At 29.8% G+C, this 23,235-nt stretch carries 15 protein-coding genes; all 15 read right to left on the reverse strand.

Annotated features, from left to right (window positions below):
• Positions 1-2 precede the first annotated feature (2 nt).
• The 15 genes from VJY32_RS01300 to VJY32_RS01370 all read right to left on the reverse strand — a co-directional run bounded on the left by VJY32_RS01300 (position 3) and on the right by VJY32_RS01370 (position 23,227).
• Entirely contained in the window at positions 3-3,446 is a 3,444-nt protein-coding gene (locus VJY32_RS01300; protein ID WP_353676068.1) for a DUF8818 domain-containing protein, read from the reverse strand.
• 60 nt (positions 3,447-3,506) lie between these two features.
• On the reverse strand, positions 3,507-4,736 hold the full coding sequence (locus VJY32_RS01305; protein ID WP_353676069.1) for an ABC transporter permease: 1,230 nt from the start codon (positions 4,734-4,736) through the stop codon (positions 3,507-3,509).
• On the reverse strand, positions 4,736-5,971 hold the full coding sequence (locus tag VJY32_RS01310; RefSeq protein WP_353676070.1) for an ABC transporter permease: 1,236 nt from the start codon (positions 5,969-5,971) through the stop codon (positions 4,736-4,738). The genes VJY32_RS01305 and VJY32_RS01310 overlap by 1 nt, the downstream gene beginning before the upstream one ends.
• A 121-nt stretch (positions 5,972-6,092) precedes the next feature.
• On the reverse strand, positions 6,093-7,325 hold the full coding sequence (locus VJY32_RS01315) for an ABC transporter permease (RefSeq protein ID WP_353676071.1): 1,233 nt from the start codon (positions 7,323-7,325) through the stop codon (positions 6,093-6,095).
• Positions 7,325-8,563 (reverse strand): ABC transporter permease, encoded by a 1,239-nt coding sequence (locus VJY32_RS01320; RefSeq protein WP_353676072.1) that lies wholly within the window; start codon positions 8,561-8,563, stop codon positions 7,325-7,327. Before VJY32_RS01320 ends, VJY32_RS01315 begins: the two co-directional genes overlap by 1 nt.
• 8 nt (positions 8,564-8,571) lie before the next feature.
• Complete coding sequence (locus tag VJY32_RS01325) at positions 8,572-9,294, reverse strand: ABC transporter ATP-binding protein (protein ID WP_353676408.1); 723 nt, start codon at positions 9,292-9,294, stop codon at positions 8,572-8,574.
• A 16-nt stretch (positions 9,295-9,310) separates the two neighbouring features.
• Positions 9,311-10,579 carry an efflux RND transporter periplasmic adaptor subunit gene (locus VJY32_RS01330; RefSeq protein ID WP_353676073.1) on the reverse strand — a complete coding sequence of 423 codons (1,269 nt, stop codon included), beginning with the start codon at positions 10,577-10,579 and terminating at the stop codon, positions 9,311-9,313.
• Positions 10,580-10,602: 23 nt separating this feature from the next.
• Positions 10,603-11,943 (reverse strand): TolC family protein, encoded by a 1,341-nt coding sequence (locus tag VJY32_RS01335; protein ID WP_353676074.1) that lies wholly within the window; start codon positions 11,941-11,943, stop codon positions 10,603-10,605.
• Between the two features lie 94 nt (positions 11,944-12,037).
• Positions 12,038-13,453, reverse strand: coding sequence for a CCA tRNA nucleotidyltransferase (locus tag VJY32_RS01340; protein WP_353676075.1), 1,416 nt, complete (start codon positions 13,451-13,453; stop codon positions 12,038-12,040).
• A 39-nt stretch (positions 13,454-13,492) separates the two neighbouring features.
• Complete coding sequence (locus tag VJY32_RS01345; protein WP_353676076.1) at positions 13,493-15,685, reverse strand: hypothetical protein; 2,193 nt, start codon at positions 15,683-15,685, stop codon at positions 13,493-13,495.
• Entirely contained in the window at positions 15,657-16,922 is a 1,266-nt protein-coding gene (gene murA, locus VJY32_RS01350; protein WP_353676077.1) for a UDP-N-acetylglucosamine 1-carboxyvinyltransferase, read from the reverse strand. The genes VJY32_RS01345 and murA overlap by 29 nt, the downstream gene beginning before the upstream one ends.
• A gap of 9 nt (positions 16,923-16,931) precedes the next feature.
• The gene (locus VJY32_RS01355; RefSeq protein ID WP_353676078.1) at positions 16,932-18,839 is read right to left on the reverse strand and encodes a protein kinase domain-containing protein; all 1,908 of its coding nucleotides are present in this window, start codon (positions 18,837-18,839) and stop codon (positions 16,932-16,934) included.
• A gap of 119 nt (positions 18,840-18,958) precedes the next feature.
• Entirely contained in the window at positions 18,959-19,969 is a 1,011-nt protein-coding gene (gene yiaK, locus VJY32_RS01360) for a 3-dehydro-L-gulonate 2-dehydrogenase (RefSeq protein ID WP_353676079.1), read from the reverse strand.
• 297 nt (positions 19,970-20,266) lie between these two features.
• Entirely contained in the window at positions 20,267-21,499 is a 1,233-nt protein-coding gene (locus VJY32_RS01365) for a pectinesterase family protein (RefSeq protein ID WP_353676080.1), read from the reverse strand.
• A 108-nt stretch (positions 21,500-21,607) separates the two neighbouring features.
• Positions 21,608-23,227, reverse strand: a complete 1,620-nt coding sequence (locus VJY32_RS01370; protein ID WP_353676081.1) for a pectate lyase — start codon at positions 23,225-23,227, stop codon at positions 21,608-21,610.
• Positions 23,228-23,235 lie beyond the last annotated feature (8 nt).

The following is a 23,235-nucleotide window of genomic DNA, read 5'->3' on the forward strand; positions in this document are numbered from 1 at the left end:
ATTTAGAAAAAAGCTCTTGCTTCTGCATTCATTGTATGAATTACTTTATTTCTGCCAAGTAATCTTGCATCATAACTTAAAGAAGTTTGAAAATTGCTGCCAATTCTATAATCAAAGAATGCTCTCCAAAAATAATTTTTCCCTATAACATTTCCCCTTGTTATTTCAAATGGAATATTTGAAATTGAGGTATTGGCAGTTAATTCTAATCTTTCTGTTTCAATTCGAATTCTTCCAGCATTTGTAATTGAATAATTAACACGAATTAAAAATGAATTCATATCAACCGTTGCAGGAATTTTAGGATATGAATCTTTACTTCTGCCCGTTTGAATTTTAAAACCAACTTCTAAATTATTCATTGGCCTGTAGGAAAAATCAGTTGATAAATCATTCTTGTCAATTTTTCTTGCTCGATTAGAAATTGCAGTTGGCAAAAGATTATCAACCTGATTAATAAAATCGGTTTGATTGTTTAATTCTTTAACAAGACGAAATCTTAGACGAATACTTCTTTCCTTAAAAAATCCTCTTTCCACTCCTCCGCTAAATTGATTAAGACTTTTTCTCTGAAAGTATCTCATTCTTACTGAAAATTTTGAATTATTTTTGAAAAAATAAAAATCCTGCTGAAAAAGCTGTGAACCCCTTAAAGTTGTTGAATCATTTAAGAATTTTGATAACTTCATCAAATAAATTTCTTTTGTGACCTTATCTTTGCTGTTTTCTTCGATGCGTAAAAAGGTTTCCAATGATAAATTTTTTAGTAAAGAAGCAAACAAATTTTTTCCGCTAATAATTTTTTCAAAATCGGTTATCCATCTAACGTAAGATTTCAAATCGATAACAGGAAAGAGTTGTTCTGTTGGAACAGTAATCAAAATATATTCACCGTCATAAGAAGTAAGCTCAAATTCATTTTCATCAGCAATTCCATTATTGTTTATGTCTCCGATATAAACATAATTACCACTCCCTTTAGGAACTTTCATAAAAACTTTTTCCAATTTAGAAGTTTGTTCTGTAGCTGCTTGATAATATAAATCACCATAAATAAAGTTTTGGAACAGGCTAAATCTACTTTGAGACAAAAGTAAAATTGTTTCGTTATTCGAAAAACCCATTTTTACAAATTTATCTGTGTAATATTTTTTTCTAAACGTAAAACTTAACGAAGATGAAAATTCCTTAAACTTATTAAAACCAATTTGAATTTGTGTAATGTTTGCATCTGATTGCTTTGCCAAAAAATTATTAATCGGGGAATATTCTTCTCTAAATGAATAACTAAATCTAAAATTTAGATAAGATGAATTTAGTTGCATTGAAGGAATTAATTCAAAATATTTATAACTGCTAAAGAGCAGACTATCATATTTTTTTTCTTCTTTATTTTCAAATAAAAATTCGAAACCTGGTTTTATCATTCCAAAAGAATAAAAATTAGAAGAATTTTGTCTGTTCCATTTTGTGGAAATATTTTCATTTTTTGATTTAACATAATCCAGTTTATAATAAAAATTATAGTTCTTATTATCACTAAATTTAATTTCATTAAAATATCTATCAGATGAAAAATTATTTCCATTTTTCAAATAACCATATTGAGAAAAAATTGAAAGAGCTTCAAAAGGAAAATAAGTTAAACCAATTTCTCGAAGTGTTTGATTATCATTTTGTAAATCTGAAATGTTATAGTATCTATTAAATTCAACAGAATTTATTCTATCGAGTGAAGTATATCTACTTTGAATAAACCTATCTTTATAGTTTATTCCTGCTTTGCCAAAATTTATAGTTCCTATTTTAATTTTTTGGGGTTCAATTTCAAATAATAATTTTCTTGCATAACCAAAATTATCGTTATCATCAATTGCCGAAAATCTATTTTTATCCCAGATGCTACCAGAAAATTCGCCACTTAATTTAATTCCTTTAGAAAGATCGGCGTTTATATATATATTCGTTGTTTGTTTTAATTCAGGCAATGGAAGAAAGACTACAGGGAGATAATTCCCTTTACCAATTCCAACAAATTTATAATTGCCAAGACTTTCTTTTACATAATCTCCCTTTCCTTCTCCCGCATAACTAAAAGAAATATTATAAATTGAATTTACACTGCCGGGAGAATAAAGATAATATGAAAATAATTTCGAGTTAATTACAGTATCAATCTTTGTATAGAATCCTCTTATATTGTTAGAAGAATCCAATTGAGCTAATGAAACACCAGACTTAACTGCAGAATTTCGATTATCGCCAGCTTCTCGTAGTATTTTCAAATCATTATCACTCAAAGTAAGACTTACTGGATTATTCTCATCATCACCTTCTCGATAATAATTGATTCCAAACTTAATTTTGTCTTCATAAAATTGATTGGAAAAATTAACTCCAAAAAAATTTCTCGAGTAGTTCTGGTCGGTATATTCAAAATCAACTGAAATTCTGCTAAATGAAGTAATTAATCTTTTAGGAGTAAAAGTTAATTCTGCGTTTGAATAATCAATTGTGTAATCATTGTTTTCCCCGCGTTTCATCAATTGGCCATCAAGATAAACTCTTTCACTGCCAGCAATTATAATAATTGCGCGTTCATTATTTACACCGTATAATCTATAAGGACCCTGATTGCCATCTTTACCAAAAAATTGGATGGAATTAAATTTGCCTCTCGAGCTTGCAATAACAATGGTTCCTTTAGTTTTTTGTAAATCAAATTCTCCTTTTAATCCCTGAAGTTTTTTTGTAAGCTTTGAAAATTCTGATTGATTATCAATGAAATCAAAATCTCCAAAAGTTCCAGTTGCATACTTATGGCGCAGTTCAATAAATACTTTATCCAATTCTTGAAGAGTTTCTGTATTTCCTTCCGGTTGAATTGGAGTATTCTCATCTGTTAATGCAGCAATCAATTCAATATCATCAGAAATTTTTCCATTTAATTGAAGTCGTAGTCCACTATTTAATGTAAAATCTCGATTTGTACCAATTGTAAATCCTCGAATTATGGCACCACTTTTTTGCATATTTTTTCCAAAAATAGATTCACCTGTTAGTATATTTCTTAAGGGTCTCGAAATTTTAATTGAATCTCTTGAAAGTGTATCATAAACTGTGATTATATTTCTTCGCTTATATTCATGTCTCAAGTTTATCTTTAAGCTCTGGTATACAATTATAATTGTATCGTTTATATTTAGTTTATCACTTTCATTAAATGAAAAAGTACCTGTCTCATAAAAAATTTTATATTGATTTTTATTAATCAACATTTTTGATATAAAAATTTTTTCGCTGAATGGAATGATATGAAGAGACTTTATTTTATATTGATTTTCTTTGTTTACTAAAAAAGTATCGCTCACACTTATAATTTGAGCATAGTTGAGGGATAGTTGATATATATTGAAGATTAGAATTAAGAAATAAATCTTTTTCAATTAACTTTTCAAATTGTTCTGTAAAGATAAATCAATTAATCCTTACAATTTTATAAAAGATTATTCATAACGAAGAGCTTCTATTGGATCAAGATTAGCAGCTTTTAGAGCAGGATAAACACCAAATACAACTCCAACAAATGTAGTAACTAATAAACCAATTATAATCCATTCAACAGGGATGTAAACAGGGACACCAAGTTGAACAGCAACAATATTCCCTCCAATTAATCCAAAGAAAATTCCAATCAAGCCACCAATCCAGCTCAATGCTGTTGCTTCGATTACAAATTGAGTAAGAATAGTTTTCTTTTTGGCTCCAACAGCTTTTCTAATTCCTATTTCCCTGGTTCTTTCAGTTACGCTTACAAGCATAATATTCATAATTCCGATTCCTGCTGCAATAATAGCTATAAAAGCGATCACACCTGCTCCAAGTTTAAAATATTTTGTCAGGTCATTAAATTGCTGAATAAGCTGGTCATTAGTTACAATTTCAAAATCATTTTCCTGAGAGGCTTCAACTTTTCTAATTTTTCTCAGAGCACCAATAACTTCATCTTTTGTTTCTTCAAACAAGTCTTTATTTTTTGCCATAATTAAAAAGAATGCACTTCTTTCTTCTCCAAAATATTTTTGAAATACGGTCAATGGAATACAAACAAATCCATCTTGTGATCTTCCTAAAACTGAACCTCTTTTAGCAAAAACACCAATCACCTGAAAATTGAAATTATCAATCTTAATTGTTTGTCCAATTGGATTTAAATTTTTGAATAATTTTTCTGCTACATCTGCTCCCAGTACAGCAACTGGACGCCCAAGATCTTCATCAGATTTTGAATAAATTCTTCCTTCAGCAATTTTCATATCGAGTGCAACAAAATAATCTGCATTAGTTCCAGAAATAATTACATCAGGATTTGTCTTTTCATTTCCAAATTTTACAACTTTTCCACCAATATTAAGACCTATTCCAACAGCAACAGGAAGTTCTGTCATCTCACGCAGTTTTTCCCCTTCTTCAACTGTTAAATCTTTTCGATTTCTATATTGTCTTCTTGCATGAGGTCCGCCTGCTTGAAAAGCCGGATATTTCTGAATGAAAAAATTGTTCGTACCGATTGAATTAAATACATCCTCTATATTCTGCTGAATTGCACTAATAGCAGTCATAACAATAATTATTGAAAACAATCCAATAGCAATTCCAAGAAGTGTAAGAATTGAGCGAAGCTTACTTCCCATAATTGAATGATAAGCCAATTTTATACTTTCAATTACCTGCATTATTCATACCTCAATGAATCAACCGGGTTTAAACGAGATGCTTTCCATGCTGGAACAAAACCGGAAATAACTCCGACAAAAGCGGAAATCATTAAAGATAAAATCACAATGTTTAATGGTAATGCTGTAGGTAAAAATTGATTTATAATCAAACTTAACGGGAATGAAATCATAATACCAATAATTCCACCTATCATACAAATAAGTGCTGCTTCAATAAGAAATTGCAAGAGAATTGACCATGTTTTGGCCCCCACAGCTTTTCTGATTCCAATTTCTTTTGTTCTTTCTGTAACAGAAACAAACATTATATTCATAATTCCAATTGCACCAACAAACAATGACAATGCTGTAATCACAATTCCTGCAATAGCAATCACTCCAATTGTCTGGTCATACATTTGCTTAAAAGCTTCCTGTTGATTAATTGCAAAATCATCTGGTTTATCTGGCGGAACTTTTCTAATAATTCTCATTGCTGCTCTTATTTCTTCTTTAGCATCTTCAAGTCTTGTAATATCACCAATTTTAATATCGATTCTCATTCTATTACGAGCTTCACCAATTATTGATTCAAAAGTTTTTAGAGGAATAATAATCTGGCCATCCATACTGAAAGAACCAAGAAATCCACTCCCCTGTTTTTCCAGAATTCCAATAACTCTAACAGGTACATTATTAATACGAATTTCTTTACCGATTGGATTTTCTGATGGAAAAAGTTCATTTTGAATATCTTTCCCGATAATGCAGACTCTTCTTGCTGATTTCACTTCAAGTTCGTTTAAAAATCTTCCTTCTTCCAGTACCAATTGACTGGTTCTTTGATATTCATCAGTAGTTCCAATTATTAATGCTGCTTGAACAGCTCTGTCTTTTCTTTTAACAGATGCATTAAAAGTCCTTTTAGTAGGAGCCATAGCTTCATAATTTTTTAGCATTAATTTGAGTTTTTCATATTGTTCTATTGTAATATCTTTTCTATTTCTATATTGGTCCCATCTATCCATAGCAAACCATGGAAATTTATCTACATAAAGTACATCACTGCCAAGAGAAGAAATTGAGTTCATAAATGCTTCTCTTAATCCCACAATTGCTGTAGACATAGTTGTCACAGCTACTATCCCGATAATAATCCCGAGTGTAGTAAGTACGGAACGTAATTTATTTGCCCTTATAGCCTGAAAAGCAATTAATAAAATTTCTCTAAACTCGATAAAGAAGTTTTTCATCACATTATGGATTATGAATAATGCAATATAAATTATTCAGTGAAAAATAAAAAATCTAGTTAATGTTTAAATTGGAAGTTCAAGCAGGATTATTTTACAATGTGATAAAAAAACAGAAATATTATTCATATCTGAGTGATTCTATAGGATCAAGATTAGCAGCTTTATAAGCAGGATAAGTTCCAAAACCAACTCCAATAAATATACAAAGCAAAACGCCAATAACTACCCAATCAATTGGAATAACTGCTGTAGCGTTTAGGTATGAGCCGGCAATATTTCCAGCAATAATACCAAGTATAATTCCAATTAATCCTCCAATTAAAGAAAGAGTTATAGCTTCTATCACGAACTGAGTAAGAATATTTATTTTTTTTGCTCCAACAGCTTTTCTAATACCAATTTCCTTTGTTCGCTCCGTTACGGAAACAAGCATTATATTCATTATTCCAACTCCAGCTGCAAGTAAAGCTATTGCAGCAACAACAATAGAACCAATTCTTACCCCTGATGTAATTTCATTTATTCTTGTTAATAATTGTTCATTAGACCAGATATCAAAATCATTTTCTTGGCCCGGAGGAACTTTTCTTATTGCTCTAAAATGTCCTTCAGCTTCTTCAATTAAATCATTATAAGAAGTTCTATCGAAGGACATTACAGTTATATTTATACTATGATTTCTTTTACCGTATAATGATTGGAATGTAGTTATCGGGAGTATTACAAAGTTATCGCGGCTTTGACCGAAAAATTCTCCCTGTGATTCAAGAATTCCAATTACTCTAAACTTATGACCTTCCAATGTAATAAATTGATTTAATGGGTTAGAAGTTGGAAAAAGTTTTTTTGCAATATCAACTCCAATAACTACAAAATTTTCATATCGCTGAACATCACGTTCATTTATTGCTCTTCCTTCATCAACTATCCATTGATTATTTGGAAAAGCTTCGGGTGTAACACCAGCTACCATTACATTTGGATTTGTTTCTATATTTCCTACTTTTAGTAATTTACCATACTCCCACTCTTCAGCGGCAACATATTTAGCTTTGTTCAATTTTTCTTTCAAGCTATAAAATTGTTCTAAAGTTATGTCAGCACGATTGCGATATTTTAAGCCGGAACCAGGACCCCCTGTTTGGACAGCAGGCCATTTCTGAATTTGAAATGTATTCTGTCCCAGCATAGCGGTGCCTTTTTCAATACTTGTTTGCATCATTTCAATTATTGTACTTACAGCTATTATTGAAAATATCCCTACTACAATTCCAACAATTGTAAGTATTGACCTTAACTTATTTGCTTTAAGAGAATTAATAGCAACTTTTAAAATTTCTAATATTCCCATTATTCATACCTCAATGCTTCTACAGGGTCTAATTTGGCTGCTGTATATGCAGGTGCAAATCCAGAAACTATACCAGTAACAATTGAAATAGAAATTGCAAGAATTATAGTTTCTGCTTGAACAGATGTTGGTAAAAATTGATTAACAATTTTGCTTAGCAGTATTGCAATGAACAATCCAATCAATCCACCAATCAAGCAAATAATAGCTGCTTCTGTGATGAATTGGCTTAATATAGTTCTTCTTTTTGCTCCGATTGCTTTTCTTATTCCGATTTCTTTAGTTCTTTCTTTCACAGAAACAAACATAATATTCATAATTCCAACGGCACCAACAAACAATGATAAACCAGTTATAAATAAACCTGCAATTTGAATTACACCTACAGTTTGATTAATATTTTTTAATAATCCTTCCTGTTGATTAATTGAAAAATCATCTTCCTGATTGTATTTCAAACCACGAATCTTTCTCATTATACTAATTGCTTCTTCTTTGGTCTGTTCAACCATCTGATTATTCTTTGCTTTTACAGTAATTGTAATTGTTTTATTATTTTCGTTAGCAAAGTATTTAAAAATATTTTGTATCGGAATAATTATTTGTTTATCTGGATTGAATTCCCCCATTATCCAGCTACCTTGTTCTGCAAGAACTCCAACAACAACAAACTTATGACCTTTTATTCTAATTTCTTCTCCAATTGCATTAGTATTATTAAATAAATTTTTTGCAATTTCACTTCCAAGCACTGCAACATTTCTTCCACCATTGCTCTCCAATTCATTAAAAAATCTTCCCTCTCCTAAAACTAAATTTGTTGCTCTAACATAATCGCTATTTGTTCCACGAACAACAACAGCTTCCACAGTTTTATTTTTGTATTTAACTGTTTGAGCAGTCCATGTATCTGGTGCTACAGCAGCTGGTAATTTAGCCAGCTCCTTAAATTGTTCGTAATCTTTCATTGTTATATTTCTTCTATTCCTTAATTCCCACCAGGGTTTATCATTACTAAACCACTCCCATTTATCAATATAAAGATTATCAGACCCTAGAGAAGACATTCCTGTTTGAAAGGCATTATCAATTCCATTAATTGCTGTTGACATCAAAACTACAGATGTAACACCAATAACAATTCCAAGTGTTGTTAAAATTGACCTGATTTTATTGCTTCGAATTGCATGAAATGAAATTAATAAACCTTCTTTTAATTCATATAAAAATGTTTTCATTTTTATTCCTAAAGTTTTGAAGCACCATTTTTTTGTGGGATAAATCGATTTACAACTTTTTCATCATTTTCAATTAAACCATCACGAATTCGAATAATTCTTTCTGCATGTTCTGCAATATATTCTTCATGAGTTACAAGAATTATGGTATTCCCCTGTTCATATATTTCATTGAATAATGCCATTATATCTTCGCCTGTTTTAGTATCAAGATTTCCAGTTGGCTCATCTGCAAGAATGATAGAAGGATTTGTAACGAGAGCTCTTGCAATTGCTACTCTTTGACGCTGTCCTCCTGAAAGTTCATTAGGTTTGTGATAAATTCTATCTCCTAGTCCAACATGTTCTAATGCCAATCTTGCTCTTTCTTTTCTTTCTGAGGCAGGAACACCGGCATAAATTAAAGGCAGTTCAACATTATGAAGTGCATTTGAACGTGGAAGCAAATTAAATGTTTGAAAAACAAATCCAATTTCTTTATTACGAATTTTTGCTAGTTCATTATCATTCATCTGGCTTACATTGACTCCCTTAAATTCATATAAACCATGAGTTGGAGTATCAAGACAGCCGAGTATATTCATTAAAGTTGATTTACCAGAACCGGAAGGTCCCATAATGGCAACATATTCACCTTTATTTATCCTTAGTGATACATCTCTTAAAGCATGAACTTCTTCGCTTCCTACCTGATAAATTTTTGCAACATGTTCAATGTTTATAATATTCATATTGTTACCATTCATTTTATTTCATATTTCTTTTAGTTGAAGTTATGGAAATTTTTTTGCCATTTTCTAATTCTCTTGATACTGCTCTATAAGGACCACTAATAACCTCTTCATCTCCTTTAAGACCTTCGATTATTTCAATATAATTATCATCGCTTATGCCTGTTTTTACCTCAACCATTTTTGCTTTTCCGTTATCTACTATAAATACTACTTCTTTAGGTTTATTTCGTTTTCCATTCTTTGAATTATTTTCAGGATTATCTTCTTTGTTTTGAGATGGATTTGGTTTTTCTTCTAATCTTGCTGTAACACTTTGAATTGGTACAGCAATGACATTATATTTTGTTTCAGTTTCTATATCAGCATCGCAGGACATTCCCGGTCTAATCTTATTATCAACATCGAGCAATTTAATTTTTACTTCGAAATTTACAACTTCTTCTTGTGTTCCTAATCCAGTTGTTTTTGCACTATTACCAATTTGTGATACTACACCTTTAAAAACTTTATCACCAAAAGCATCAATATGAATTCTTGCAGTATCACCAATTGAAACAAGAACTACATCATTTTCATCAACATCTACAGTAGCTTCCATATTACTCAAATCTGCAACTGTCAACAACTCAGTTCCTGTAAATGCACTACCAATAACTCTTTCACCTAATTCCACAGAAAGTTTGCTAATAGTTCCATTCATTGGAGAATAAACATAAGTTTTATTCAAAGTTTCAATTGCTTCTTTTAATGCCGCTTCGGATTGTGATACAATTGACTTTTGAGATTCATAATTACCAAGAGTTTGAAGATAAGCTGATTTAGCAGCTTCGAGGTCTGCATCACTTGCAAGTCCTTTTTGAGCCAAACCCTGAACGCGTTTATATTCAGATTCTACTTTTTCGAGTAAAGCTTTTGTGGCATTCAAAGTAGCTTTTGCTTGAGCAAGACGTGCTTCGGCACTATTTTTTTGTGCTTCATAGATATCAGGTTTGATTCTTAATAATAATTGACCTTTTTTAACTTCATCCCCTTCACGAACAGCCAGATAAACAATTTCACCTGTTGCTTCTGCAATAATTTTAACCTGATATTCTGGATTAATTTTACCCGTCGCAGTCACAACTTGTGTAATAGTTCTTCGTGTAACTTTTTCTGTCTGGACAGAAATTACTTCTTCTTTATTACCGCTGAAAGCAACAAGTAAAATCAAAATAAGAAGTAATAATCCAAGTCCACCAAATATGAAAAGCTTTTTCTTTGATTTCTTTTTGCCATTAGCCATTTTATTTAACTCCCTGAAATATTTTATTCATATTTTTTGTATTCGAGTTTACCAAGTGAATTACTGAGTTTATCGCGTTTAGTATAAAAATCATAAAGTGCATTAATTTTACTTCTTAATGCTTCGGTATAATCTCTGTCTGCCTGCAAAACATCAAGTATTGTCCCCGAACCAAGATTATATCTTTCCTGATTGATTTTTCTGTTTTCTTCGGCTGCAACAACATTCTTAGTTGCAACATCAAGACTTTTCTTAGCAGCTACTAAATCAAGATAACCTTGCTTAATTTCTATTTTTATTTGTCTTTCAAGAGCAAGCAAGTCTTCCTGAGCATTCATGTAATTTACTTGAGCAAGTTGAATTTGATTTTCTGTAGCCCAATTAGAAAAGATTGGAAAACTTAATGTCATACCAACATAAAATATTTTTCGATTAAAGAGTTTATTCATCTCAACTGCTGAAGTTGACCAGGAATAACTTCCAGAAAGCGAAGGATATAATCCTGAGCGTGCTATTGATAAACCTTTCTTTGCAGCGTTAACCGTTAATTCTTGACTTTTGAAGTCAAATCGATTATCAAGAGCAACACTCACCATAGTTTGAATATCTTCAAAATCTTTCATATAAGAATCGGTATCAACAGCTCTCTGACCACCAAATGGGTCAACAAGAACATAATCATCGAGAACATTTAAACCGAGATAGTTAAGCAAATTACTCATGGCTGTCTCATAAGCATTTTGAGCTTGAATTAAAAGAAGTTCTGCATTCCCAAGTTGAACTTGAGCTGTATAAACATCAGCTTTTGCAACTGAACCTAATTTATTTCTCTCTTGAACTGTTTCATAAAATTTTTGATAATATTTCACATTATCTTCACGAACTCTTTTTAATTCTTCTGCATTCAATACCTGATAATACAGGTCTGTAGTTTGATAAACTACATTTTGTTTAGCTTTTTCAAGATAAAATTCAGCAGCTTTTAAACTATACTCTTTCTGATTGATATAAGAAATATTTGCAAGCCCATCAAAAAGTGTAATTCCACCCCCAAATCCAAGAGAATAACTTCTACTATCAGTTTGTGAAGGCGGAATAGTCACAATGTTGCCAAAATAATCGCGTTGTGTACCTCCTGCATCATTAACTCTCTGCCAGTTCCATTGAGCCTGAGCATTTAATGTAGGAAGTAATTCTCCATAAGCATTTTTTAATTGGGATTGATTTGTTAACAAATTATTTTTTGTTTTAATAAGCGCTGTGTTTCTCTGAAGTGCTATTGAAATTGCATCTTCTAATGTTAATTTTTTTTGTGCAAACAATGGTGATATTAAAATCAAAAATAACAATACTATTTTTTTCATTGCAGCTCCTTTTTGTGCATTAACATTTAGCACTTTTTATTTTCTGGTTATTGAGACGAAATTAATTATACGAAAGTTACAAAATATTTTTCCCTCATTGTAATTTATTTTCAGCAAGATATTTATCTTTGATTGAAAGAAAATACTCATAAGCATCTTCATAAGTGTTTGGGATTTTACCATCAAGTATAGCTTCTTCAATAGCTTTTTTAATTTTTCCTACTAATTTAGAAGGAGGAATGTTACAAACTCTCATTATTTCATCACCACGCACTGGAGACTGAAAAGCTCTTAATCTATCTTTTTCCTGAACTTCTCTAACTTTTTGCATAACAATATTATAGTTTTCAAGATACTGATTAACTTTGACAATATTTTTGCTGGTTACATCTGCACGACACAAAGTTATTAAATCATCTAGATCTTCCCCCGCAGCTGCAGCAAGTCTTCTTATTGCTGAATCTGTTACATTTTCATCAACAAGTGCAATAGGTCTTAAATGTAAACGAACTAATTTTTCAACATAAGGAAGTTTATTAAAAGGTAATTTCATTTTAGTAAAAATTCCTTTCATCATTCGTGCACCAATTTCTTCATGTCCATGAAATGTCCAACCGATACCTTCAACAAACTTTTTAGTTAATGGTTTAGCAATATCGTGAACTAATGCAGCAAATCTTAGCCATAAATTATCACTTACTGCTGCAACATTATCTACAACAATACAGGTATGATAAAAAACATCTTTATGATGATAATCCTGTCTTTGTTCTACACCACCTAAATTATGTATTTCTGGAAAAATTACTTTCATAATTTCATTTTCATACAACAATTTTAATCCAATTGAAGGTTGTGGAGCAGATAAAATTTTCAAAAACTCATCTGTTATTCTTTCCTGAGCAACTATTTTAAGACGTTCTTTCATTTCTTTTGCAGCACGCAAAGTATTTTCTTCAATATTAAACTCTAATTGTGCAGCAAATCTAAAAGCACGCATTATTCTCAATGGGTCATCGTCAAAAGTTTTATATGGATCTAAAGGAGTTTTAATTATTTTATTATGAATATCTTCAATGCCATTAAACTTATCTAATAGTTCTCCAAATGAATTTTCATTCAAAGATATTGCAAGTGTATTGATTGTAAAATCTCTTCTGCTTATATCATCATCAAGAGTGCCTGGCTGAACAACAGGATTTCGGCTGTTTCTTTTATAAGATTCTTTTCGTGCCCCAACAAATTCAAGCGATATATTTTTGTATTTGAAATGTGCTGTCCCAAAATTTTTGTAAATGACTATATCTTCTATTCCTAATTGATTGGCAAATTCTTTTGCAAAAGCAGGGCCATCACCAACTATCAAGAAATCAAGTTCATCCCTTTTTCGATTAAGAATTATATCACGAACAAAACCGCCTACAAGATAAATTTCTTCTTTTCTATTCCTTGCAATTTCGGAAGCTGTTTTTATAAAATCATATTTATTTATTATTTCTTTGAAGTCCATATTTCATCTTTATAAAATTATTAAGACCGAATAAATTTTTTATTCCAAATTATTTACCCAATTAATAATTTTTAGATTGTTAACAAGTGTTTCATAAAAAAATTCATCAGCTTTATAGCTTAATGATTTAATAGCAAATTCTTTTGCGGTTTTATAATCTCCTATCACTAATGCAGCATTAGACAATTTAAAGCCAGCATAACAAGAAAAGAAATCATTCACTGTAAGCTTATCCTTAAAAAAATTTACTACTCTTTTAAGTTTAGTATAATCCGTTTTGCTTAATTCTAAAATATATGGTACAGTAAAATAAATAATATCTTTTTGATTTAAGTCCAATAGATAATTTATTTTATCATCGTATTTCATTTTCAAGAAAATTTTTAATTTTTCAACCTCACTCTTTATTATCATTTTTCTTATCAATGCATGATTAACATATTCTATATGGGGATTCTGAGTAATCAGACTATCTAATAATTTTTCTGCTGATTCAACTTTATTATTAATCAAATAAATATCAGATAATGTTAATTCTAAATTATAAAAGTAAGAACTACCCTTAAATTTATTTATCTCTTTTGCAAGAAGTTCTTCTGCTTCTATATTTTTATTTTGCTTCACTAGAGAATTAACCAAACCTGATAATGATTCATAAGTTCCTGCATAGTTATAAATTTTTGAAAAAAGTTTTTCTGATTGATTGAAATTTCCCTTCTTATAATAATTCATTGCTCGCTTTGTTTCTTCTGCTGCTGTTCTTGGACAAATTTTTTTGAATATAGGTTTATCTCCAAAATATAACTGTGCTTTACTTAGATTCTTCTTAATATTTAATTTACTTAGAAATCTGAAATATTCATTTTCTAAATCATCAACATTTTTTTTGAATGATGCATTGAAATCAGAATTTTTATAGAACTGTTTAACATTTTCAATTCCATAATTATCAATCAGATATCTAACAAATGAACCTGCATACACATACGATATTGTTGAATAATTAGAAAAAAAATTAATACCACTGAATAATTTTTTTAACTGAACTTTTATGCCTGAATCATAAGCAATTTTAGCAGCATAATGAATTGGATAATCATCAAAATTATTTTCGATTGCCATAGCAATTCCTTCAATAATAGAAGGATTGAAATTTTTGTTTATCTTAAAAATTGTAGCTCCAAATTCAGAAGCTAAGGCATGAACCATTTCGTGTTTGAGTGCACGAGTATAAGAATTAAAATCTACATAAATTTGATTGAGCCATGGTTTTGAAACATTAGCTTTGGCAGAACCGAATAATTTTCTTTTTTCTTCTTCATCATAAAAAATAAATGAAATAATTTTTCGATTGCTTTTTAGTTTTAATTCATCTTTAATTTGTTCATAAAAGTAATCGTGCATTATTCCCAAAAGTTTTATCTGATTTTCATCTTTAATTTTGCTTGAATAAAAAATAATTGAGTGTTCTGTGGTTAGAGATTTCCCTAAATTTTTTATTAGCGAACTATAAGTAGTTGAATAATGCAAAGCAGGTTTAATTAATATGAAGAGTAAAGTAAAGACCAGTACAATAAACAGAAAAATATTTTTAGTAATTCTTTTCTTTGTTAATAAAAAATCAGATACAAATGCGAGTAAAGAAAAAAAAATAATGTTAAGCAATCGATAAGATATCAGTAAAAAGTTTACTGAAATTTCTTCATCATAAATTGTCCCTGAAAAATATCCGAAGATAGGATTAAAGAAAAATAACTGTGGATTAAAATAAAATTCAAGGAATGGTATTAATAGAATAAATAAAAAAGAAATAATAAAAATTATGTATCTGAATTTTTCAAAAATTACACATATAAACTTACCAGTAACAATTCCAAAAAATGCAGCGGGAATTGTTATAATAAAATAAAATATCAATCCGTTCCATACAGGACAAACAGAAAAAAACAAGGAAGATATTAATCCAATTGCAAAGGGAATAAAACAGATAACTATTAAATAATTTTTAATGCTTTTTAATACTTGAAGAAAACCTGCACTATTATATGCATTAATATTCCAGATAGTTAATAATCCACCTGCAACAAAAAGAAGAATTGAATTAGCAACTGAATATTCATAATTAAATGTTTTTAGAAGCGGTATATTAATTAACAAAAGATTAACAAAAAATATTGTAACTATAATTATTGATGGGAATGAATTAATATTCTTCAGTTTGAACTCTTTCAATATCGGCCCCCAAAGCTCTCAATTTTTCTTCAATTCTTTGATACCCTCTGTCAAGATGATAAACTCTTAAAACTTCAGTTGTATTTTCTGCAGCTAATCCTGCTAAAACAAGACATGCACTTGCTCTCAAATCTGTTGACATTACTTTTGCTCCCTTTAGATTTTTAACACCTCTTACTATAGCACTATTATTTATCACTTCAATATTTGCTCCAAGTCTATTCAACTCTGGGACATGATTAAATCTATCAGGATAAATCGTATCGGTTATTGTAGAAATTCCATTTGCAATTGACATATAAGCAATCCATTGAGCCTGCATATCAGTAGGAAATCCCGGAAAAACTGCAGTTGTAACATCAACATTTTTAATACTAAGATTTTCTGCATCTATTATTAATAATCCATTTTCTGAAGATAACTTAGCTCCGCTTTCTTCAATTTTATTTAGCACTGCTTCAAGATGCTCTTTAACCACATTTTCAAGTTCAATTTTACTACCTGTAATAGCACCTGCAAGTAAAAGAGTTCCTGCTTCAATTCTATCAGGGATATTAATAATTTCCGAGTTACTTAATTCTTCCACACCTTCAATTTCCATAATAGTTGTCCCAATTCCAGAAATTTTTGCTCCCATTAATTGTAAGAATTCGGCAAGCAATGAAATTTCGGGTTCTATTGCTGCATTTGATATAATAGTAGTTCCTTTAGCCAATACAGCTGCCATTAAAGTATTTCCTGTAGCCCCGACTGAAGGAACATCAAAATGAATTTTTGCTCCTTTCAATTTATTTGCTTTAGCAATTATATAACCTTGATCAATTTCTATTTCAGCACCTAATTTTTTCATTGCTTCAAGATGAAGATTAATGGGACGTGGGCCCCAAGCACATCCACCTGGCATCGAAACTTTTGCATACCCAAAACGCGAAAGAAGTGGTCCTAAGACATAAATGGAAGCTCTCATTTTTTTTACAAGTTCATATGGAGCAACTTGATTATTAATGTTCGTTGTATCAATCTTTAAGTTGTTTTCAAAAAAATTAATTTTAGCACCAAGTTGTTCTAAAAGTTTTATCATAGTAAAAATATCGTTCACTTCAGGAACATTATAAATTGTGCTGATTCCAGATGTTAATAAAGTGGCAGGCATAAGTGCAAGTGAAGAATTTTTAGCTCCACTTACTGATACTCGCCCACTTAATTTTTTCCCACCTTTTATAATGAATTTATCCACAATTTCCCCTTAATGAATTTTTAACATCTGCCCATTATATCCAACCAAATAAAGATGACCATCAGGATTTAAAGTCATATCATTCATATTAGTAAAACTGTGAGTGTCAATTAAACTCCAGCTTACTCCTCTATCTTTAGAAATCATTAACGTTCCCTTACTTCCAATTAAATAAACATAATTCTTCGAAAGAAAATATACTTTTTGTAATCCACCAATATCAGCAATTCTTTTTAATTCCCATTCCTCTCCGTAATTTGTAGTTCTCAGCACAGTTGCATCTCCACCGGCAATAATTCCAAAGCCATTATTTTCGAGGTCAATTGATTTTAAGTAATTATCTGTAGAAATATTATCAACTTTCTGCCAGGTTTCGCCTCCATTTGTTGTTTTGAGAAGCAGTCCATTCCAGCCGACTGCAAATCCTCTTCGAGAATCAAAAAAATCAACATCAAAAATTAATGAGTATGTATTTGTAATTACTTTATACCAATTAATACCGCCATTAATTGTTTTTAAAATTAATCCTTTATTTCCAGTTATAAAGCCTGTTTGTTCATCAATAAATTTAATTCTAAAAAAAGTATAACCTTTTTGAACTGGAATTAATTGAAGAGTATCTAACAAATTTTTACTGTAAAAAATTGATGATGAATCTCCAACAATAATTATTTTTCCTGTAGGGAAACAGTATAAATCACTTAAATTAATTTTCTTATCAATTTGTTTTTGAAGCCAGGTATTTCCTCCATCATTAGAAAATATTATTGTTCCTGAATCTCCAACTGCAATTGCATTTTTTTCATCAATAAAAAAGATTGAATTAAGATTGTGTTTCACATTACTTTCTACTTTGTCTATCGAAGTAAATTTGAATTCATCTTCTTTTGATGAAAAGAGTGATTGTATATCATATTTCTTCAATGATTCTAATTTGTTGCTCTTAATTAATTCGTTCACCTGCTTATAAACAAAATATGAAAGCACAATTAACAATATGAAAAAAAATGCAAAAGCAGATGCAGAAGCTAACTTATAAGTTTTACTTCTTTCCTCTGTCTTCTTAAAATAACTTGTATAAACTTTTGAAATTGCTTTATCAAGCTGCTGAACATCTTCATACATTTCTTCACATGTTGCATATCGATTCAAGGGATTTTTTTCCATAGCTTTCAATATAACCTTATCAACTTCTTCTGGAATCCCTGTCAATATAGAAGAAATTTTTTGTGGTGTTTTTCTCAAGTGACTTTCCATTACTTCATATTCACTATCGTTTTCAAATGGTGGATGTCCAACAATCATTTCATAAGCAGTACAGCCAATTGAATAGATGTCGCTTCGATTTGTAACATCTCCTCCTTTAATTTGTTCTGGACTCATATAATATACTGTTCCAATCTTTGCCCCAGGTTTTGTAAAATCTTTATCATCGAACATTGATTTAGAAATTCCAAAGTCCATTATTTTGGCTATGCCTTCTCTGTTCAATATAATATTGGAAGGTTTAATATCGCGATGCACAAATCCTTTTGAGTGGGCATAACCAAGACCAAGCAAAATTTGTTTTAATATATACATTACATCATAAAGATTAAATCTGCCCTGCCGCTGAAGAACTTTCTCAAGACTCTCTCCCTCTACATATTCCATTACAATACCGAGTAAATCTTCATATTCTATAAATCCATAAACTGTAACAATATTTGGATGAGATAATTTTGCCTGGTTTTTTGCTTCTCTTTTGAATCTTTCTATAAATCTCGCGTGGTCATAAGTGTCTACATTTAACATTTTTATTGCAACATATCTATCGAGCTTAGTATCGTAAGCCTTATAAACTATACCCATCCCCCCTTTACCAAGGATAGATACAATTCTATAATTATCAATAAGAATACCGATTAGATTTTCCATTGAAAAGATTTATTCTTTGTTAAGAAATATAAAAATCTTTTTATAATATTGCTGAAATGAAAAACTCAATATATATGTAAGCCAAAAGTGTAGCGAAGTAAAATTATAATATAAATCTACTAATTCATTTTTAAACTAATTACTGCTTCCCAAATTTTTTCTTCAATTAGAATTCCATTTTTAAAATTTTCATTTCTGGTTATTAATGTTCTTTCTCCAGGATATAAAATTTGTTCTCCTTCTAATCTTTTTGAGCTTTTATAAAAAGTAATAATTTTTTCTGCTATTAAATCAATTTCTTTCTGAGAAGTAAAAACATTAGGATTAATTGCAATAAAAATTTGTGACATCCCATAATCATCATCAAACTTGCTTAAGTCTGCTGTTGAATTTCCTCCAGCTAAAACTGTTGCAAATAAATCTAATAGAAGTGATAAACCAGAACCTTTCCAAAATCCAATTGGTAAAGGTCTTTGTGTTTTATAAATTGCTTCAGGGTCATCTGTTAAATTACCATTCTCATCATAACCGCCAATAACAGGTAATTTCTTTCCTTCATATATAAATGTGGCAAGTTTACCATAAGAATACTGCGATAAAGCCATATCAAGAACAATATTACCATTTGAACATGGTAAAGCAAAAACGATTGGATTATTCCCTGTTTTAGGTTCTATTCCACCCCATGGAGGCATATTCGGAATTGTATTTGTCCAGCATATAAATAAAAATCCTTCATTTGCAGCTTTCCAGCCATAAGTAGCAGCACGCATCCAGTGATTTGTATTTTTTAACGCTATTAATCCTATTCCGTATTCTTTTGCTAATTCAATTGCTCTCGCGGTCATTCTCCATGCATTTAATGGTCCAGCTCCATAATTCCCATCCCATCTTTCTATTGAATTAAATGAAATAATCTTTTCTAATTTTGACTTAGGATTAATTTTCCCTTTTTGAACTAAATCAATAAACAAAGGAAATCTATTAATGCCGTGCGATAAAACTCCACTTAAAGTATTTTCCGTGAAAATTTCAGCACATAATTCTGCATCATCTTCTTCAAAATTATATTTCAATAAAATTTCCTTGAGTGTGGTTTTTAATTCTATATAACTAACATATATCTTCATTTTATATTTTTTTGTTTTAATTTGATGCTAACAAATTAGTAAAAGTAATCTATAAAAATCTGTTATCGAATCAGACAAGCCAGTTGAATGTTTGCGTTGTGCATCCCATTTTTAATTGTAAACAGCTCCTAATTACAAAAAATATTTTCACAGTATTATTAATGAAAAAAATTCTGTTTTAAATTATCGTATGACAATTATCTTAAATATGACTATTCTATGTTTTTACTACAATCTAAAACCTGCAATTATTCAGCACAATAATTTTTATAATTTTCTGAAATAAAATTATTTACTTCAAAAACTTAGAGTTATAGTTCTTTCATGAATTGATGCAATACTACTAATTATTTTTGCTTCGTTGATTATTTTCAAACCCTTTAAATCATCTTTTGTAAAATTCTTATCAGCAATCAATTGAATTGTATCGTTTTCTCCACCAAAATTAAATTGAAGTGTAAGCCCATTATCAGTTTTAAAAACTGGTTTGCCTATCACTGTAACAGGTTCTTCAAATTGAAGTATTAATAAATTATTTTTTATAAAATAATTTTTTAATGCGATCGGCAAAGTAGATTCTGGATCCCAAAGATTATTAAATGTCCATTTAGGATTAATTTCTTCTGCTTGTGGAGAACCTTCGGCTTCATTCAAATTATTTTTGAACCAATCATAATTTACTGAATCACCTTTACAATTGTAGAAATAATATCTTGGTCCCCAAATAAATTGTCTATCTCTACTGGGGTCATCTTTATAAGTTACACGATAAATTGGTTTATCAGCCATATTTTTTGAGAAAGAACAATTGATCAAATAGAATTGTGATTCGTAATGATGTCTTCCTAATTCAAAATTTTTTACACCGTCAAAATGAGAATTTACGATTACAAATTTTTGACTTTTATCATAAGAGCCTGCATGCCAGATTGAAGCTGTTTCTTTTACTTCATAAAATTTTGAATCTCTTATAAAACACCATCCTCTTGGACAAACAAAATCGACAGCACCTTCGAAATAACAATTTGCGTGATAATACATCCCAGTTTTATAATCCCACAGAGAAACTGTATCGCCACCTTTACTTATTACATTACAATTATAAATTATCGTTCTCGTTCCAAATCCATACACTGCAAATGCATGTGGACCAATTTGCGGTTGTGAATTTTCGATTGTAAGATTTTCTAAGATAATATCATCACCATAAATATTAATTACTCCAGGACCAATTACATCCATATTTTTATTCCAATCTTCTCTCAATTGGCTGAAAATAATTTTTGTTTTTTCTCTGTCTTCTCCTTTTAATGTAATATAATCCTGTTCAATACGGATTTTTTCATTATAAGTTCCATTCTTAATATAAATCACAACTCGGTGATAATTAAACATAGGAAGCGATGCAATTGCCTCTGTTATTGTTTTAAAGTTTCCACTTCCATCAATTGCAACAATAATATCATATTGTATTTGCGAAAAACAAGTAAGATTAAATAAAAAAATAAAAAGGATGATATTCTTTTTCATAACTCTATCTCACTAAGTTATTTTTTCTCTCGCAGATTTCGCAGATTTGCACTGATTTATGCTGATTAATTTTATCTCTGTGAACATCTGCATGATTCTAAGTGAAATTTAATTAACAGTTTTAAGATATCTCAATAAATATGATACATTCTCTATAAACAATCTTGTTGAAATAAATTTTTCATCGGTATCGTTTGGGAATGGAGATGTATCAAATTTATCACCAGCATATGTTTTGCTGTACATTTCAGAATTTTCATCTCCTGTAATTTCTCCTTTAATATACGGATTAGAAATAAATACATTTTTAGTCAACCATCTATTTCTATCATCAAGTTGAGAAATTATTTCATTAACTTTTTCGATCTTGATATCGCTATTAAAATTATTAAAGATTTTTTCACTTGGTAATCTCAGGTAATCATTAATAATTTTATAAACCTCATTATTATTGAACATTTTAATATCGAAAGGAAATTTCAAATCATTATTACTGATAAGATTTAGTTCTTTTGCTGCATTAAATTGTCTGTACAAATCTTTTATATTAATTATTCTTTTACAGGGATAGTGTATTGGTGTATTTTCATTATTATAATCATAAAAATATTTTCCAGATTTTACATTTGTTCCTTTACGGTGGATATACAATGGTTTATTAGAACCAATTTCAACAAATTTAGGAATTATTACTAATGAATCTCTCCTTTCAAGAATAGTAGATTCAATCCAATTCAATGCGTCAGGAATTCTTTCAATAAATTTTTTATCACCAGTCATTTCATAAAATTTAATCAGTATTTCAATATGTCTTGCTGTGTATTGTGGGTCAAGAGAAGCAGGTTCATAAGTTCTTGCTGAAGCAGGTTCTAAATTAAAATTATATTGTTGAGCCCAGCCAGCTTGTGGATTTTTATATTGTGAAAGAAGATAAAAATTCATCCCTTTCTTAATTGGTTCAATCAAATTTTTGTAGTCTAATGTTTCATAACACAAAATCAAGAATTTTATGTTATTCCATATGACATTATCATTGAAAGTATAATAACAAGTATAATTTTTTTGACAATTTACATTATTGAGTGGAAAACGCTGAGGCCAAGCTCCATTGGGATACTGACTTCTCAATATAAATTTAATTGCTTTATTCAGAGCTTTTTCAACTTGTCTATCTTTCTTCAATAAATAAAATCTCAATAAGAATTTTGAAGCTCCAGCAGTTACATCATCATCAAAAGTAGCATTGCCATAATAATGTTGAAATTCTTCTAATCTCCATGCATTAGCCCCAATAGTTGAATACCATTTTCTCAATGATTTCTCTCCAGCAAAATCAATCATATAATTCCAGCCACCGCATTTCAATTGACCTTGAATTAATGCGAAGGCAGATTTCTTTGCTAAGTTGTAATAATATTCATCTTGAGTTATTTCATAAGCATCAAGAAAAAGATGTCCCATTTCAACAGTTCCAGGTCCTTGTACCCAAACCATAGATGGATAAGCTTCCATTTCACCCCATCGACGAGATAAATCCTTTTTGTAGACCCAAACATAGCCACCATTTACAGAAAGATTTTTATCAAAATATTCTGCAGCTTTTTTAATTACATCTCTAATTTGATTTTTTATATCATATTCTGTTTTTGCAAATAAATTTACAGTAATAATAGTATTAATAATAACAGCGAAAATAAATTTTAACAAAAAAGAGAAATATTTTTTCATAAAAATAT

This window comes from Rosettibacter primus, from assembly GCF_036860675.1.
GTDB lineage: Bacteria > Bacteroidota > Ignavibacteria > Ignavibacteriales > Melioribacteraceae > Rosettibacter > Rosettibacter primus.